The organism is Telluria mixta (genome assembly GCF_029223865.1).
GTDB lineage: Bacteria > Pseudomonadota > Gammaproteobacteria > Burkholderiales > Burkholderiaceae_D > Telluria > Telluria mixta.
The window spans coordinates 2,141,028-2,156,846 of sequence record NZ_CP119520.1 but is presented as its reverse complement, the minus strand read 5'-3'; the positions used below and the strand labels follow the sequence as shown (position 1 = coordinate 2,156,846).

Annotated in this window: 12 protein-coding genes; 3 read left to right on the top strand and 9 right to left on the bottom strand. The window is 66.5% G+C overall.

The features are described 5' to 3' along the window. The first annotated feature begins 35 nt into the window (after positions 1-35). Entirely contained in the window at positions 36-938 is a 903-nt protein-coding gene (locus P0M04_RS09605; protein WP_259451886.1) for a LysR family transcriptional regulator, read from the top strand. Positions 939-1,031: 93 nt separating this feature from the next. Here the strand turns inward: P0M04_RS09605 and P0M04_RS09600 are convergent, their stop codons facing one another. The 3 genes from P0M04_RS09600 to P0M04_RS09590 form a co-directional block, all read right to left on the bottom strand. Further along, entirely contained in the window at positions 1,032-1,988 is a 957-nt protein-coding gene (locus P0M04_RS09600) for a S66 peptidase family protein (protein ID WP_259451885.1), read from the bottom strand. A 182-nt stretch (positions 1,989-2,170) separates the two neighbouring features. Then, entirely contained in the window at positions 2,171-4,933 is a 2,763-nt protein-coding gene (locus tag P0M04_RS09595) for a TonB-dependent receptor (RefSeq protein ID WP_259451884.1), read from the bottom strand. Positions 4,934-5,069: 136 nt separating this feature from the next. Next, positions 5,070-6,875: an ABC transporter substrate-binding protein gene (locus tag P0M04_RS09590; protein WP_259451883.1), complete on the bottom strand. Its 1,806-nt coding sequence runs from the start codon at positions 6,873-6,875 to the stop codon at positions 5,070-5,072. 210 nt (positions 6,876-7,085) lie between these two features. Here P0M04_RS09590 and P0M04_RS09585 point away from each other — a divergent pair, with 210 nt between their 5' ends. Both P0M04_RS09585 and dacB read left to right on the top strand, forming a co-directional pair. Continuing rightward, a complete protein-coding gene (locus P0M04_RS09585) occupies positions 7,086-8,324 on the top strand; it encodes a spore maturation protein (protein WP_259451882.1) in 1,239 nt (412 codons plus the stop codon). A gap of 29 nt (positions 8,325-8,353) precedes the next feature. Then, a complete protein-coding gene (dacB, locus tag P0M04_RS09580; protein WP_259451881.1) occupies positions 8,354-9,943 on the top strand; it encodes a D-alanyl-D-alanine carboxypeptidase/D-alanyl-D-alanine endopeptidase in 1,590 nt (529 codons plus the stop codon). 6 nt (positions 9,944-9,949) lie between these two features. Here dacB and P0M04_RS09575 read toward each other — a convergent pair whose 3' ends face one another. The 6 genes from P0M04_RS09575 to P0M04_RS09550 all read right to left on the bottom strand — a co-directional run bounded on the left by P0M04_RS09575 (position 9,950) and on the right by P0M04_RS09550 (position 15,773). Continuing rightward, entirely contained in the window at positions 9,950-10,624 is a 675-nt protein-coding gene (locus P0M04_RS09575) for a hypothetical protein (RefSeq protein ID WP_259451880.1), read from the bottom strand. Between the two features lie 126 nt (positions 10,625-10,750). Further along, positions 10,751-11,359: a M15 family metallopeptidase gene (locus tag P0M04_RS09570; RefSeq protein WP_259451879.1), complete on the bottom strand. Its 609-nt coding sequence runs from the start codon at positions 11,357-11,359 to the stop codon at positions 10,751-10,753. Continuing rightward, a complete protein-coding gene (locus P0M04_RS09565) occupies positions 11,356-12,261 on the bottom strand; it encodes a LysR family transcriptional regulator (RefSeq protein ID WP_259451878.1) in 906 nt (301 codons plus the stop codon). The genes P0M04_RS09570 and P0M04_RS09565 overlap by 4 nt, the downstream gene beginning before the upstream one ends. A 14-nt stretch (positions 12,262-12,275) precedes the next feature. Further along, the gene (locus P0M04_RS09560; RefSeq protein WP_259451877.1) at positions 12,276-13,214 is read right to left on the bottom strand and encodes an N-acetylmuramoyl-L-alanine amidase; all 939 of its coding nucleotides are present in this window, start codon (positions 13,212-13,214) and stop codon (positions 12,276-12,278) included. Continuing rightward, the gene (locus P0M04_RS09555; RefSeq protein ID WP_259451876.1) at positions 13,211-14,167 is read right to left on the bottom strand and encodes an N-acetylglucosamine kinase; all 957 of its coding nucleotides are present in this window, start codon (positions 14,165-14,167) and stop codon (positions 13,211-13,213) included. The genes P0M04_RS09560 and P0M04_RS09555 overlap by 4 nt, the downstream gene beginning before the upstream one ends. A gap of 73 nt (positions 14,168-14,240) precedes the next feature. Next, complete coding sequence (locus P0M04_RS09550) at positions 14,241-15,773, bottom strand: glycoside hydrolase family 10-like protein (RefSeq protein ID WP_259451968.1); 1,533 nt, start codon at positions 15,771-15,773, stop codon at positions 14,241-14,243. Between the last annotated feature and the right edge of the window lie 46 nt (positions 15,774-15,819).

The following is a 15,819-nucleotide window of genomic DNA, read 5'->3' as shown; positions in this document are numbered from 1 at the left end:
CAGAATACGAAATCATTGTTTCCAAAAAGCGCAAGATGGACACGCTCGCCAACAACTTCCCCGCCCTCGTCGCGTTTGCCCGCATCGTCTCGGCCGGCAGCCTGTCGGCCGCCGCGCGCGAGCTGGACGTGCCCGTGTCCGTCGTCAGCAAGCGTTTATCGCTGCTGGAAGCGAGCCTGGGCACGCGCCTGCTGCAGCGTACGACGCGGCGCCAGACCTTGACGGACGAAGGCCGGCTGTTCCACGCGCGCGTGCTGCGCATCCTGGACGAAGTCGAGCAGGCCGAAGCCCTGCTGGCGCAGCGCCGCGACGGTGTGCATGGGCTGCTGCGCATCACGGCGCCCGGCGAATTCGGGCGGCGCTGGCTGGCACCCGTCGCGGCCGCATTCCAGGAACTGCATCCGCAGGTGACGATCCAGCTGGAGCTCCTGGATGCCGTTGTCGACCTGCTGGACAGCGGTCACGATCTCGGCATCCGCTACGGTGCGCTGGCAGACTCCTCGCTCGTCGCGCGCGAACTGGCGCCGAACTACCGCGTGCTGTGCGCGTCGCCCGCCTACCTGCAGCGCCACGGCGAACCGCGCACGCCGGCGGAACTGGCGGGCCACCGCTGCATCGTGATCGGAGATCAACGCCGCACGGACTGGAAATTCGACGGCGACGAGACGGCCCCCGTGCGCGTGGACACCGCCTTCCTCACGAACGACGGCGGCGCCGCGCAGCAGCTGGCGCTGGCCGGCAGCGGCATCGCGCTGAAATCGATCTGGGACGTGGGGGATGACCTGGCAGCGGGCCGTTTGCGGCGCGTGCTGCCCAATCATGCGATGGCGGCGGCGCCGCTGCATGCGGTGTATCCGCACCAGAGGAATCTGGCGCCGCGGGTAAGGGTGTTCGTGGAGTATCTGAAGGAGAGGCTGCAGGATGCGTGGCGATGGTGAAAAATACCGTCATTCCCGCGCACGCGGGAATCCATGCTGAGCGTCCGTAGCATACTCACTATGGGTTCCCGCTTTCGCGGGAACGACGGCAGTTCAGCTAACGGCCGCCTCCAGCAACGTCACCGTCCTCGCCTCCGTATCCAGCCGCCCCCTGATCCCGACCGGCATCGTAAACTGGTTGCGGATATGCCCGAACGAATACCCCGTCACCGCCGGCACGCGCAGCGGTTGCAGGTGCACGTCCAGGGTCTCGTCCAGCGTCAGCGACGGCCCGTCGCCCTGCGGCCCGCAGTTCTCGCAGATGCCGACCATGACGCCGGCCGCCTTGTCGAAACCGACGGCCAGGTCGAGCTGCGTCATCCAGCGGTCGATGCGGTACGGCTCCTCGTTGACCTCTTCGAGGAACAGCAGGCCGCCCGTGAAATCGGCCGCGTACGGCGTGCCCGCCAGCGCGCTCACGAGCGACAAATTGCCCCCGATGAGCGGGCCCTCGGCCACGCCGTCGTGCACGGTGCGCGTCGCGTACCACGGCTCGTCCAGCGCGCGGCGGTCGTTATCAAACGACATCGGGATCGTGTAAGACGCTCGCGGATCCGTCAGCACGGCCAGCAGGTGCTCCGTCGAATAGTCCGACGGCGTGCTCGATGCGACCGGGCCGTGGAAGGTCACGAGGCCCGCGTGGCGGTGGATGGCGAGGTGCAGCGCCGTGATGTCGGAGTAGCCGAGTAACACCTTCGGATGCGTGCGGATCAGGTGGTAGTCCAGGTGCCGCAGCAGCGAGATGCAGCCGGAGCCGCCGCGGATCGCCCAGATGGCTTTCACGTCGGGATCGCGGAACATTGCGTGCAGGTCGGCGATGCGCGCCGCGATCGTGCCGCCGTAATTGCCCCACACGTCGCGCAGATACGTGCCCAGCTTGACGCGAAAGCCCAGCGCCTCGATGTGCTGCACGGCCTTCTCGATGGAAGGATCGCTCGTGTAGCCGCCCGGCGCGATGAGGCCGACGACGTCGCCGCGGCGCAGGCGCGGTGGTTTGATCAGTGGTGTCATTGTTCTGGATGCGGACCGCGCAGGCGCGAACGGAAGCAGCAGCGCCGCCGCCATCATCGCGTTGAACCTGCGTCTGCTGCCGTTCATGTGGAAGGGATCATGTAAAACGGCCCGCGCCGCGGAAGCTTGTGGCTTCCATGGACGCGGGCCGCAGGTAGTGCCAAGGATACAGGCAATACCGGTTAGAAGAAGCGGTACTTGACGTCGAAGCTCAGCGAGCGGCCGCGCGGGTCTGCCACGCGCGGATCCCAGCCGGCGCCCACGACTTCGTCCACGTTGTGCGCCGTGAACGGCGGGTCGCGGTCGAACAGGTTCTGGATGCCGACGGTGATCGTCGTGTTTTTCAGGCCCGTGTACGTCGTCGACAGGCCCCACGTCGTGTAGCTGGCGACGTGCGGATTGAAGCCGGCCGGCGGCGTGCCCTTGCCGCCGTTCGGCAGCTGGTCCTTGTACCCGTCGCGGTACAGGTTACTGAGCAGGACGCTCCACGGGCCCTTGGCGACGCTGAACGTGGCGTTGTGCTTCCAGCGCAGGTAGATGTCGCGCGTGTAGAAGTTGCCGACGTATTCGACGTACGGCTGGCCTTCGAATTCCGCGAACTGGTAGCTCTGCGTCCAGGTGCCGTCGAGGGTCGCGTTCCAGCGCCAGCCGTCCGGCAGGTTGCCGCGGCCGCGCAGGCCCACGTCGGCACCGCGCGTCTTGAGGCCGGCCGCGTTGATCCAGCCCGCGTCGACGTAGTCGATGGTGCCGTCCGCGTTGCGGTGGATGTACTCGCCCAGCGACGCCGCGTTGGCCAGCACGACCTGCGGGGTGCGGTTCAGGATGCGGTCCTTGACGTTGATCGCCCAGTAGTCGACCGACGCCGAGAAGTTCGCGTTCGGCTCGACGATGAAGCCCAGGGTGCCCTGCTTTGACGTCTCCGGACGCAGGTTCGGATTGCCGCCGCTGAAGTAGTTCAGGCGCTCGATCGCGCAGAAGCGCGGGTCGCCCGGGTGGGACGCGCAGCCGACCGGGTCGGACACGCCGTTCGGCAGTTCCTGGTCCAGGCGGCCCGAGTACAGCTGGGCGAAGCTCGGCGCCAGGAACCCTTTGTTGGCCGAGCCGCGCAGCATCAGCCAGCTCGTGGGACGATAGCTGAACGCGATCTTCGGATTCGTCGTCGCGCCGATCAGGCTGTAGTCGTCGCGGCGCAGCGCAAGCTGCAGCTCCAGGTTCTTCATGACCGGGACCACGAGTTCGGTGTAGATCGCCTTCACGTTGCGGTTGACCGTGTTCTGGTTCGCATTACCCGGCGCCAGCAGGATCTTGGTCGCGTCGACGTCCTGTGCGAAGCCATAGCCCTCGCGGCGCAGGTCGGTGCCGATCGCGCCCTGCAGCGGGCCGGCCGGCAGCTGCCAGATCTCGCCCGAGATCGAGGCGTTGAACTGCGTGAGCGTCGTCTTGCCATGCTGGAGGCGGCCATAGAACTTGGTCCCTTCCAGCGCCTGCATCGCGGCGGCGCTCTGGCCTTGCGACGGCGCGGCGAACGGATTCACGACGCCGCTGCCCAGCACCTGGTACAGCGCGCTCGTGTAGGCATAGCCGTCGACGAGGTCCGTCTTCGTGTGGCTCTCGCTGTGCGACAGGTCGATCTTGTAGTCCCACTTGCCGGCAAGCAGGCCCTCGGCACCCGTCATCAGGCGCACGGTGTCGGTCGTGTAGTTCTGCGTGCGGTTACCCAGCGGCCAGGCGCGCCATTTGTAGATGATCGGCTTGGTCTTGTCGAAAGAAGCGATGTACGGCGACAGGTCCTGGTAATACGGACCGCCCACCGGATACGCGTTGCCGTTCGCGAGCGACGTGGAGATCTGCGCCGGCGTCAGGATGGCCAGCGAATTCGTATGCGCGCCCACGGCTTCGGCGAACACGCGGTGGTCCGGCGTGATCTGGAACGTGGCGCGGGCGACGCCGTTCGTGCGCTCCGTCGGCAGCTGCATCACGTAGTCGCCGCCGTAGTCGTACGCGCATGAATAGGTCGTGCGCAGCGGCGACGTCACGTCCTTCCACAGCGCCGTCGCGTACTGGTTCATGCCCGTCACGCTGTCGCACTTGCCCTGCAGGCTCAGGAGACCGGCCTGCAGATACTTGTTCGGATCGCCCGGCATCTGGAAGTTCGAACCCAGCGCGGTGCCGGCGCCCGTCAGCTGGTTGGCGACCGGAGTGCCGGTGGTGTCCGGCGACAGGCCGCGCGCCGGCTGGTAGCCGTTGGCGAACCCGCGCTGGTGCGAATCCAGTTCGTTGTTCCTGTCGTAGCCGATCGCCGCCATGATGTTGAAGCGGTCGGTATCCAGGTTGCCATGGCCGGCCACGACCTGCAGCCTGCGCGTGGCGCCGCCGCCGTGTTCCGTCCAGTTGCCGGAGGCAGTCGCCTGCACGCCTTCGAAATTCGTCTTGAGGATGAAGTTGATGACGCCGCCCACGGCATCCGTGCCGTAGATCGCGGATGCGCCATCCTTCAGCACTTCGATGCGCGCGACGGCCGCCAGCGGGATCGTGTTCAGGTCGACCGCCTTGCCGGACAGGCCGTAGCCGGAAATGCGGCGGCCGTTGATCAGCACGAGGGTGCCGGTCGGGCCCAGGCCGCGCAGCGACGCGAACGAGCCGCCGCCGCTGACGCGGTCGGCATCCGCGCCGAACACGTTATTACCTGAAGTCATATTGTCCGCGCCCGTGCCGTTGGCCGAAATCAGGCGCATCAGCTGTTCCGCGTTCGTGACGCCCTGCTTGTCCAACTGGTCCAAGGTGATCGTCTGCACCGGCAGCGCGCCTTCGGTGGCGATGCGCTTGATGCTGGAACCCGTGATCTCGACGCGCGCGATCGGCTTGTCCGTTTGCGCTTGCTGTGCGACCGCCGGGACGGCGGTACCGATCACGGCGATCATGGCCGCTAGCTTCTTTAACTTCACGTGGCTCTCCTTGGTGCACGATGACGTTGGCATAATGATCAAAGGTAAGCGCACTGACGCGCGCCCATCCAATGAAAATTCCGGCGCTGACTATAACTGCAGGGAATATTTCACACAGTCAATCTAGCAAAAAGCATCACTTCCCTCTTGCAGCACGTGTCCTTTTCGCAACATCGACATCCAGATAACGCCATTGCGTGAATTCGACAGGGTGGCGTTTGTAGTTTTTGAGCCACGGTTGTCGGATATCCGCCGAGAGCACATGCGTCAGCGGCACCCACGGGTTGTAGGCGTGGATCAGCTGGTTCATCTCGACGTACAGTTTCTGACGCTCGGGACCGTCCTTGAGCGCGTGCGCCTGCTCGTAGCGTTCGTTGTAGGCCGGCAGGTTGAAGCGGGCGTAGTTGGCGCGGCCCGCGTTCGGGCCGTACAGCAGCTGGTAAAAATTGTCGCCGTCGGGGAAGTCGGCGATCCAGTTACTCTCGAACATCTGCACCTTGCCGAGGCGCGACGCCTTGATGATCTCCGTCTTTTTATCGGACTTGAACACGACGCGCAGGCCGACGGCATTCAGGCATTTGCGCCAGAGTTCGTCGCGCAGGCGGCCGCCGACGGTCGCTTCGCTGCTCATCTGCAAGGTCAATGGCTCGGTGCCGCCGCCGTTCGGCTTCGGCTGGCGCCGGAATCCGTCCGGGTCGCGCTTGTCGTAACCGAAGCGGTCGAGTAAGGCGTTCGCCATTGCGGGGTCGTACGGGACGGGGCTGCGGTAGTTCGGGTCATAGCCCAGCACGCCCGGCGGCAGCGGCGATTCGGCCTTGATCGCGAATCCTTGTTTCAGCAGGGCGATGTCCTCGGCGCTGTTGTAGCTGAGCGAGATCGCACGGCGCAGCGCCACCCTTTCCTTGGAATAGCCGCCCAGGACCGGATCTTCCATGTTCATCCACATGTAGTAGGTCTGCAGCACGGGGAAGCGGTACAGCTGCATGCCCCGTGCGGCGAGCTCGGGCTTCAGCTTGCCGTTGCGGATGACCATGTCCGTCATCGATTCCGGTACCTGCTCCAGGTAGTCGTATTCGCCGTTCAGGAAGCCCAGCATGCGGCCCTGGAATTCCTCCGCGATCTTGATGTCGACCTTGTCCACGCGCGGCAGCTTTTGCCCTTCGAGCGCACGCGCGATGGCGCGGTCGCCGGGATCGGCCGCCGGGTCCGTCGCCACGCTGGAGTGAAACACGGACGTCGACGTCGGATTCGCCACGAGGACGATGCGGTCGCTGCGCTTCCAGTCCCCCAGCATGAACGGTCCCGTGCCGACAGGGTGATTGCCGGCCTGGCCCGGGTACGCCTCGATCACTTCACGTGCGACGACACCCGTTGCCGGCGTGGCCAGGTAAAACAGGAAGTTATTGTCCGGCTTCGACAGGCGGATGCGCAGCGTGTACCGGTCGACGGCCTGCAGGCCGGGGATGCCCGTCGCGTAGCTGAAGCGGTCCTTCCACGCCGCGTCGCCCAGCAGTTTTCCTTCGAACATGAACGACCACGGCGATTTCAGGGTCGGGTCGTACAGGCGCTGGATGCTGTAGACGTAGTCGGCCGCCGTCACCTCGCGCGGCGGGCCCTTGAAGGCCGGGTCCGGCGTGAAACGCATGCCGGGGCGGATGTGGAACGTGTACGTGAGGCCGTCGGCGGAGATCTCGGGCAGGTCCTTCGCGCCATTCCCCTGCAGTTTGACGGGGCGCGCGAGGTAGTCGTAGCGCAGCAGCGGATCGAACAGGTTTTCCAGCAGGGACAGCGTGGCGATGTCGGAGGCGACGGCCGGGTCCATGCCCGTCTCGCTCGTCGACAGGAACATGTGCAGGACCTTGGGTTCCGTGTCCTGCGCGGCGGCGAATGGAGCGAGAGCGGTGAACAGCAGGGAAGCGAGGAAAGAACGGCGAGTCGGCATGGCGGGGTCCTGGAAGCGTTGCGTATCATAGGCTCAGGCCTTGGGCGCAAGCAATACGGTACGCGATGACAGAACACTAAGCTTCCCAGCGGCGCATAACTTTTTTACATATCCCCGGCCCATACTTTCATCAGTGCAGCTTGCTCAGCGCCTATACTCTCCGCTGCACAATCGAGCTCAGGCAAAAACCTTGCCTGCATCTACGACACCATGGCTTTAAATTACATCTGGATCGGCTTCTTCCTCGTCGGCTTCGTTGCGGCACTGGCCCAATGGATCTTCCTCGGGGATACCGAGATTTTTAAACGCATCATCGATGGCACGTTCGACGCGGCCAAGATGGGCGTGATGGACATCGCCCTGCCGCTGGCCGGCGTGATGACCCTATGGCTCGGCATCATGAACGTCGGCGAAAAGGCGGGCGCCGTCGGCTGGCTGGCGAAAGTGATTTCTCCGTTCTTTTCCCGCATCTTCCCGGAAGTGCCGAAGGATCACCCGGCCACGGGCCACATGGTAATGAATTTTTCCGCCAATCTGCTGGGCCTGGACAATGCGGCGACACCGTTCGGCCTGAAGGCCATGGAAAGCCTGCAGACGCTGAACCCGAACAAGGACACGGCGAGTAACGCGCAGATCATGTTCCTCGTGCTGCACACGTCGGGCCTGACGCTGATCCCGCTCGCGATCATGGCGCAGCGCGCGATCCTCGGCGCGAAAGACCCGTCCGACATCTTCATCCCGTGCATGATCGCAACCTATGTCGCCACGGTCGCGGGCATCATCGCCGTGTCGATCCGCCAGCGCATCAACCTGATGAACGGCGTCGTGCTGGGCTGGCTGGGCGGCATGACGGCCGCCATCGCCACGCTGATCTGGTACTTCACGCAATACCTCACGAAACCGGAAATCGAGACCGTCTCCAAGGTCGCGAGCAACCTGATCCTGTTCTCCATCATCGTCGCGTTCATCGTCGGCGCGATGATCAAGCGCGTGAACGTGTACGAGGCGTTCATCGAAGGGGCCAAGGGCGGCATCCAGACCTCGCTCACGATCATCCCCTACCTCGTCGGCATGCTCGTCGCCATCTCCGTGGTCCGTAATGCCGGCGTACTCGGCTTTGTCGTGCAGGGCCTGGAATGGCTCATCCGCCTCGCCGGCCTCGACACCGCGTTCACGCCCGCCCTGCCCACCGCGCTGATGAAGCCGTTGTCCGGCAGCGGCTCGCGCGCGCTGATGATCGACGCCATGAAGACCTACGGCGTGGACTCGTTCGTGGGCCGCCTGGCCTGCATCTTCCAGGGCTCGGCGGACACCACGTTCTACATCGTCGCGCTGTACTTCGGCTCCGTCGGCGTGCGCAAGACGCGCTATGCGATTTCGTGCGGGCTGATCGCCGACTTTGCCGGCATCGTCGCGGCCATCTCGGTGGCCTACGTGTTCTTCGGATAATGGCTATAGCAAGAACAAAAAGGACAGGCATGCTTCGTCGTCACGCACTTACTCTCCTCTCCGCCGCCCTGCTGGGCATCGCCAACCCGGCCGCGGCCCAGCTGCAAGCCTCGCCGCCGGCGTCGATGACGACGCCGCTGCCGATCCCGGTCACGGACGCCCTGCGCGCGGCGGCGATTCCCGAAGATGCAGTGAGCGTGCTCGTCCTGCGCGGCGACAAGACCGTGCTGTCGCACCTGGCCGACCGTCCGCTTCACCCGGCGTCGACGATGAAACTCGTCACGACCCTGATCGCCCTCGAGCAGCTGGGCCCCGTTTTCCGAGGCCGCACCGAGATGCGCTCGACGGGCGAGGTCAAGGGCGACGTGCTGCACGGCGACCTCGTGCTGCGCGGCGGCGCCGACGTCGACCTGTCCACGGAGACGCTGACGACCATGCTGCGCGCCCTGCGCTACCAGGGCATCCGCACCATCGCCGGTAACCTCGTTGTCGACCGCACGCTGTTCAACCCGGCCCGCGCCGACCTCGGCGTACCACCGTTCGACGAAGCGCCGGAGGCCTACTACAACGCCATTCCGGATGCGCTGTTTGTCAACCGCAATATGCTGCAACTGGACATCCGCTCGACGCCGCGCCTAGACGGCAAGCCGGCCACCCGCGTGCGCGTCGCGATGCAGCCCGAGCTCGACGGCGTCACGGTCGACACGGACATGAAGCTCGTCGATGCCGACTGTGCCACCTGGGAAAACGGGTGGAAGATCCCGGAGGCCGTGCCGCGCCCGGGCGGCGGCATCAAGGTCGTGCTGCACGGCACCTTCCCGAAAAACTGCGTGGCCAGCGAGTCGATCAACGTGATTGACCGCCAGGAATACGTCGCCCGCCTCGTGCGCCGCCTGTGGAAGACGCTGGGCGGCATCATCACGGGCACGGCCGTCGAAGGTGCCACGCCGCCGGGTGCGCGCCTGCTGGCCGAGCACGTGTCGCGCCCGCTGCCGGAAGTCATCCGTGACATCAACAAGCCGTCCGACAACACCCTTGCCCGCCTGCTCTTCCTGAGCCTGGGCGCGCTCGAACCCGACCCCGTGCTGGGCAGCCACCCGCAACCGGCTACGTCGGGCACACCCGGCACGGCCCTCGCGACGCTCGCCCGCAGCGAGGCAGTCGTGCGCGCCTGGATGCGCACGCACGGCATCGACGACACCGGCTTCGTGGTGGAAAACGGCTCGGGCCTGTCGCGCATCGAAAGCATCACGCCCATCCAGATGGCGGGCCTGCTGCAAGCGGGCCTGCGCAGCAACTGGGCGCCTGAACTCCAGGCCAGCATGCCGATCGCGGCCGTGGACGGCACGATGCGCCGCCGCCTGCACGACAGCCCCGCCGCCAACCGCGCGCGCCTGAAGACGGGCACGCTGTCCAACGCCGCCGCGCTGGCCGGTTACGTGCCGGATGCGGACGGCAGGCAGTGCGTGCTCGTCGCCTTCGTCAACAGCGACCGCGTCAGCAACGGGCGCGGCCGGGCCGTGCTCGATGCGCTCGTCGATTGGGTCGCGCGCCTGGATGGGACACCGTCGGCCGTGCCCGCCGTCACGAACGCCGCGAACGGCACCGCGACGCCGTAATCACCATCACGGCTTGCTCGCCTCACCCGGCGCCGCCTGCGTCGAGGCGAGCGGCGCATCGCCCCCCTCCATCCATGGCGTGCCCGGCAAATTCGGCTTCGCTTCCACCAGCGACACCTGCGCCTTGGTATTCGCGCGGATCGAACGCACGATGTCCAGCATCGTGGTCTCGGTGAATTTTTCCGGTGTGCCCAGCATCATGCCGCCCACCCGGCGCGGCCAGGACAGCCAGCCGCCCTCGGGCTTCGTGAAGACGGCATACATGTCGAGGTGGTAGCCGTTCTTGTACGGGAACAGGCAGGCGACCATGTTCATGTTGTCGCCACCGCGCACTTTCGGGGCGGCCTTCGCGGTCCAGGCCGCACCTTCGCAACTCGGGCTCTTGTCGACGGCGGTGCCGGGTGCGGCGCTCGTGGGATCGGCCATCTTGAAGTGGCCGGGAAAATCGGTCGCTTCCACGCCGGCCGGCGTTGCGATGGAGGCTTCCTTCACGTTGCGGTTGAGGCCTTCCGTGGCGGCGGTGGCCACGGCCTCGCGCGCGGCGTCGGTCTTGATGTCGAATACGCGGTAGTACTCGACCGTCGTGTCGCGCGCGGCGAACCGGCTGCCGGCATCGGTGCCGCAGCCGGCCAATGCGGTCATCGTCAACAGGATAAAACAGGACAACAGCGAGCTCTTCATCTCTTTCTCCTTCGCGTAGGCGTGGGTCAGTGGACCGATTGTCCCGGCGGAGAAATGCAGGAGAATGAGCTTGCTCAAGCGTGCACGGGGCCCGTCAGTGGGGCGCGACAGCGCCGTGCGACGGGGTCAGAGCACGCGGCGGAAAGTCTGGCGTACAAGGTTGCGGTCGCCGCAATCGAAGTGCCACCACTCCGTGTTGATGCCGACAAAGCCCGCCTGGAACATGGCGTCGCGCAGCAATTGCCGGTTGGCGGTCTGCGCCGCCGAAAGTTCCCCGCGGGCCAGGAAACGGGCTTCCAACGCGGGATGCGACAACTCCGTCATGTCGTCGAAACCCGTGCCCATGTCGAGCTCGCGGCCGTCCTCGTCGAGGATCGTGATGTCCAGTGCCATACCGAACGAGTGGATCGAGCCGCGCTGCGGATTCGCGAGATACATCTGCAGGTCGGTGCCGGCCAGCGCATCCCACAGTTGCTGCTGCACGCGCTGCGGACGCAGGGCATCCAGCACGAGCGGCGTGCAGCCGGGACGTCGATCCTTCAGCCATGCAACGACGCGCTCCAGCGCAAACGCCGCGTCGCGGTGCAGCCACGCGCAATCGTAGGGAGAGTACAAATCGCGGCCGACGAAATTGTTCGGGGTTGCGTAGCGCAAGTCGACGGCGATGCCGGCGATGGTGGAGAGGTGCCGGAACTCCGGGTGGCCGGCGATGTCCTCGCTGGCGATGGTGTTCATGAGCACCCCTTGTCCAACAGGTTGCGCGCCGTGGCGCCGATGCACATGGCCAGTTCGCGCGCGCCGTGCGACAGCGGCGCGTGGCTGGCGGTCAGCAGGTACAGCTGGACGGGGATCGTCGGCGCCCACGGGCGGCACTGCACCTTGCCGGGCGCGGCGGACGCGGCCGTGAATGGATCGAGCACCGCTGTCCCCGCCCCCGCCTCGACGAGAGACCGTGCGATCTGGTACGTCTGCACGACGGTGTGGAAGACCGGGTGCACGTCCTGCGCCTCGCATGCGGCCACGACCATTTCGCCGAGCGGATCGCGGTCCGCCAGGCCGATCAACTCGCCGCTGAGGCCGGCCGGGGTGATCGGTTGCGCGCACTCCGCATCGGTCCACGTGCCGGCCGGCGCCATCACCGTCAGCGCGCCCTGCGCGATGGGTTCCGCTTCGATGCCGGGGTGGCGCGGGTCCTGCAGCGACAGCGCGAGGTCGGCTTCGCCCAGACGCAGCGCATTCACGATCTCGCTCGTGTGGAACGTGGCCAGCTCGCAGCGGGTCTGCGCGAAATCGCGGCGCCACACCGTCAGCGCGGCGGGCAACACGGAGACGGCGATCGTCGGCGTGGACACGAGCCGCACGGTTTCTTCGGCGCGGTTTTTCAGGCTGGCGGCCAGGCGGCGGATGCCCTGCAGGTCGCGGTTCAGCTTTTCCGTCTCGGCGAACAGGCGGTGCGCTTCCGGCTTCGGAATCAGCTTGCCTCGCACGCGCTCGAACAGGGGCATGCCCAGCTGCAGCTCAGCGTGTTGCAGGACTTTCGTCACGGCCGGCTGCGAGATGTGCAGGACCTGCGCGGCGCCGCTGATGGTGCCGACCTGCATGATGGCGTGGAAGACTTCAATATGGCGCAGGCGCATCGTTCAATTCCTGATCACTGCTGCACGGGCACCGGCGGCACAGGCGCCGGAGGAACAGTCTCCGGCACGGGCGGTACTGGCGGCGCAGGCGGCACCGGCGTCTCGCCCGGAATGATGACAGGCGCCGTGATCACCGGCGCCGGCAGCGGCTGCGGCAGCGGACCGGTCGGATTCGTCAGCGCTTCCAGCAGCGCCGCCGTCTCGATGTCCGGGTTGCCGTCGATGTTGGCCGGACGGTATTTCATCTGGAATGCCGACAGCACGGCGCGCGTCTGCTCGTCGAGCACGCCCGACTGCACGAGGCCATAGCCCCACGTCGCCAGCTTCTTCTGGTACCACGCGATGTCCGGCAGCTGGACCTGGAAGATCGGCACGAGCATGGCGACGCGATTCGCGTCCGGCCATGCGACGAGACCCGCGGCGGCCAGCTGGCGCCACGGGAACATCGGGCCCGGGTCCTGCTTGCGCAGCGGCGCGATGTCGGAGTGGCCCAGCACGTTTTCCGGCGCGATGTGGTGGCGCGTGACGATGTCGCGCACGAGCGGGATCAGCGCGTCGACCTGCGCTTGCGGGAACGGCGCGTAGACGCGACCAGTGGGGGTATCCTGCCAGCCCGGGTTGACGATCTCGATGCCGATCGAACTGTTGTTCAGCTGCGTGAAATTCTTCCAGCTCGAATTGCCCGCATGCCAGGCCGCGTTCTTCTCGTCGACGAGGTTGTAGATGACGGGAACGGGATCGTCCGTGACGAGGTAGTGTGCGCTGACTTCCTGCTGGGTCAGGATCTTGATCGAATCCGCGCGGTTGCTGACGGTGTAGTGCAGCACGAGGAAGCGCGCGCGGCTGCTCTGGCCTCGGGCCGTGTACGTGTGGTCGTATTGCGGTCCGGTGGGCGGCGGCGTGGCGCAGCCGGCCAGCAGGGCGAGGAGCAGGGTCGCGACGAGTGTCTTCATGTCGATGTCATGGGGTTGAGTAGGTCGGCGGCGAGCGCCATGCGCGCCGCCGCGTGATGGGCCTGGCCCGGTGTCTGGGTCAGCTCGATGCCGGGCAGCGCCGCGCGCATCGTGTCGACGATGAGCGGATGCAGCTCCGCCGCCCGCCCGGACACGGCGACCGGACGCGGCCCGAAGCGCCCCGTCAGCGCCAGCGCGAGGCGCGCGAGTTCGCGGCCGGCCGCGCGCAGGATGTCGGCTGCGACGGGATCTTGATCGGCCGTCGCGGCCACCGCGAGCGCGAGCTTGCCGACGGCGCCCCGTTCCTGGCCGTAGATGAACTGGCGGGAATATGCCCAGTCGGCGCCGCCGACGTAGTCGAACACGGCTTGCGCCAGCGGCGATTGCTCCCAGCTGCCGGGCCGCTCGTCTTCCAGGCGCCAGATGTGGCGCAGCGCTTCCTTCGCGATCCAGAAACCGCCGCCGCCATCGTCCAGCACGACGCCACGTCCGCCCGCGCGGTGGAACTGGCCATTCGCATCGACGAAGGCGCCGATGGAGCCCGTGCCCGCGTACACGAGATAGCCCTCTCCCGGCGCGAAGCTGGCGCGGTAGGCGATTTCCATGTCGCTGCAAAAGTGGATGCGGGCCGGGTCGAGGTGCAGTTCTTCCGCGAGCCAGCGCTGCAGCAGTTCGCTGTCGCCGCCGAAGCCCGTCAGTCCGGCTTCCACACGGCCCGGCACGCCGTGCACGAGGGCATCCATCGCCAGTTGGGCGAAGGTCGCGCGGACCGTGTCGCGGCCGTGCGGCGTGCCCATCTGCAGGGCGGACAGGCCGGCGACGCGGCCCTCGGCCACGATGGCACCGCCGGGCGCGGCGAGGGCCCAGCGCGTCTCGGTACCGCCGGCGTCGATGCCGAGTCCCAGGCTGTCAGCCGGACTCGGCGGTATAGGTTCGGGTTGCGAATCGATCATGATCGTCCGCCAGTGTACGCCGTCAGGCGCTCATCGGGCGAATGAATGGTGGCGTGCGATGCATGAGCCAAGGTTATGCCTTGCGCCATGCTTCGATTCTGGAACTTTCATTACCCAACCGGTCGACCGCGCTGACGACGATGGCATCCGCCGCACCCAGCTTCGCATCGTCCGGCACGGCCCAGTCCACGCGCGACGCGGGCGCCACGGCGAAGCGCCACTGGTTGCCGAAGCGCGACCAGATCGCGTACATCGCGTTGGCCTTGCCCGCCACGAGTTTCAAATACACGGACGGGCCCTTGCGCACGGCCGCGACGGATGGCGCACCGGGCCCTTCGTTGCCGAGCCACGGCGTCGCGGGTACGAGGGCGGGGCCCGGATAGGACACGGCGCGCAGCTGGTCGCTGATCCCTTTGCGGTTTTCCATCAGCGGCGCCATGCTGAAGTGCACGTGGCCGTTCGCGTTCGGACGAGATCTCGTGTGGTCGATCTGGTCGAGGATTTCCTGCGGCGGATAATCCTTCGTCGGCGCACCGATGCGGCTCGTGAACAGGCCTGGCCACACGTGGCGGCCTTTCGCGTTCTGCGTCAGCCAGTAATCCAGCAGCACGTCGTACGCCTGGCCCGGCTGGCGGATACCCCAGTACAACTGCGGCGAGAAGTAATCGAGCCAGCCATTTTGCAGCCACGTCTCGGCATCCGCATACAATTTATCGTACTGCGAGAAGCCGACGATGCCGCGCGGGCGGCGGTCCGGGCGGCCCAGGCCGAACGGGCTGATGCCGAAGCGCACCCAGCTCTTTTCGCGGTGGATGCCTTCGTACATGGCCTCGATCAGGCGGTTGACGTTCTGGCGCCGCCACGACGCGCGGTCGAGCCGCCCGCCGCCGGCCACGTAGCGCTGCCACGCGGGTTCGTCCGGAAAATCCAGCTCGGCCTTCGCGCTGCGGCCTTCCAGTGCGGCGCCTTCCGCGCCGGTGGCCGTCGGGGCTTCGATCGGGTATGGATAAAAATAATCGTCGATGTGGACGCCGTCGATGTCGTAGCGGCGCACGACGTCCAGCACGACGTCCAGCGTCTGCTTGACAGCGGCTTCCTCGCCCGGATCCATCCACTGGTATTTACCGTAGGTTTTGACGGCGGCCGGATTCGTGCGCGTGATGTGGTTCGGCGCGGCCGGCGAGCGGGCGCCGTTGTGGCGGGCGCGGTAGGGGTTGAACCACGCGTGCAGCTCGAGCCCGCGCGCATGCGCCTGCGTGACCCAGAATTTCAGCGGGTCGTACCACGGCTGCGGCGCCTGGCCCTGCAGGCCCGTCAGGTATTCCGACCACGGTTCTAGTTTCGATGGATAGATGGCGTCCGCGGCCGGGCGAACCTGCAGCACGATGGCATTCAGGTTCAGTGCCTTGGCACGGTCGAGGATCGCGATGGCTTCGGCCTGCTGTTTCTCGGCGGAGAGATTCGGCTTGCTGGGCCAGTCGATGTTGGCGACGGTCGATACCCACGCGGCACGGAATTCGCGGGGCGCGGGCGGCGGCTCGTCGCCGGCGGGTATGTTGCTCACCAGCGGAGGCGTCGAACTGCAGCCCGACATGAGGCCTCCCATCGCCAGCGCACCGGCGACTCCCGCGAACGCAAATGCGCGTCGTTTT

Coding starts and splice junctions, on each gene's coding strand:
- P0M04_RS09605 (WP_259451886.1), top strand. CDS start 36: ATGGACACGCTCGCCAACAACTTCCCCGCCCTCGTCGCGTTTGCCCGC.
- P0M04_RS09600 (WP_259451885.1), bottom strand. CDS start 1,988: ATGACACCACTGATCAAACCACCGCGCCTGCGCCGCGGCGACGTCGTC.
- P0M04_RS09590 (WP_259451883.1), bottom strand. CDS start 6,875: ATGCCGACTCGCCGTTCTTTCCTCGCTTCCCTGCTGTTCACCGCTCTC.
- P0M04_RS09585 (WP_259451882.1), top strand. CDS start 7,086: ATGGCTTTAAATTACATCTGGATCGGCTTCTTCCTCGTCGGCTTCGTT.
- dacB (WP_259451881.1), top strand. CDS start 8,354: ATGCTTCGTCGTCACGCACTTACTCTCCTCTCCGCCGCCCTGCTGGGC.
- P0M04_RS09575 (WP_259451880.1), bottom strand. CDS start 10,624: ATGAAGAGCTCGCTGTTGTCCTGTTTTATCCTGTTGACGATGACCGCA.
- P0M04_RS09570 (WP_259451879.1), bottom strand. CDS start 11,359: ATGAACACCATCGCCAGCGAGGACATCGCCGGCCACCCGGAGTTCCGG.
- P0M04_RS09565 (WP_259451878.1), bottom strand. CDS start 12,261: ATGCGCCTGCGCCATATTGAAGTCTTCCACGCCATCATGCAGGTCGGC.
- P0M04_RS09560 (WP_259451877.1), bottom strand. CDS start 13,214: ATGAAGACACTCGTCGCGACCCTGCTCCTCGCCCTGCTGGCCGGCTGC.
- P0M04_RS09555 (WP_259451876.1), bottom strand. CDS start 14,167: ATGATCGATTCGCAACCCGAACCTATACCGCCGAGTCCGGCTGACAGC.
- P0M04_RS09550 (WP_259451968.1), bottom strand. CDS start 15,773: ATGGGAGGCCTCATGTCGGGCTGCAGTTCGACGCCTCCGCTGGTGAGC.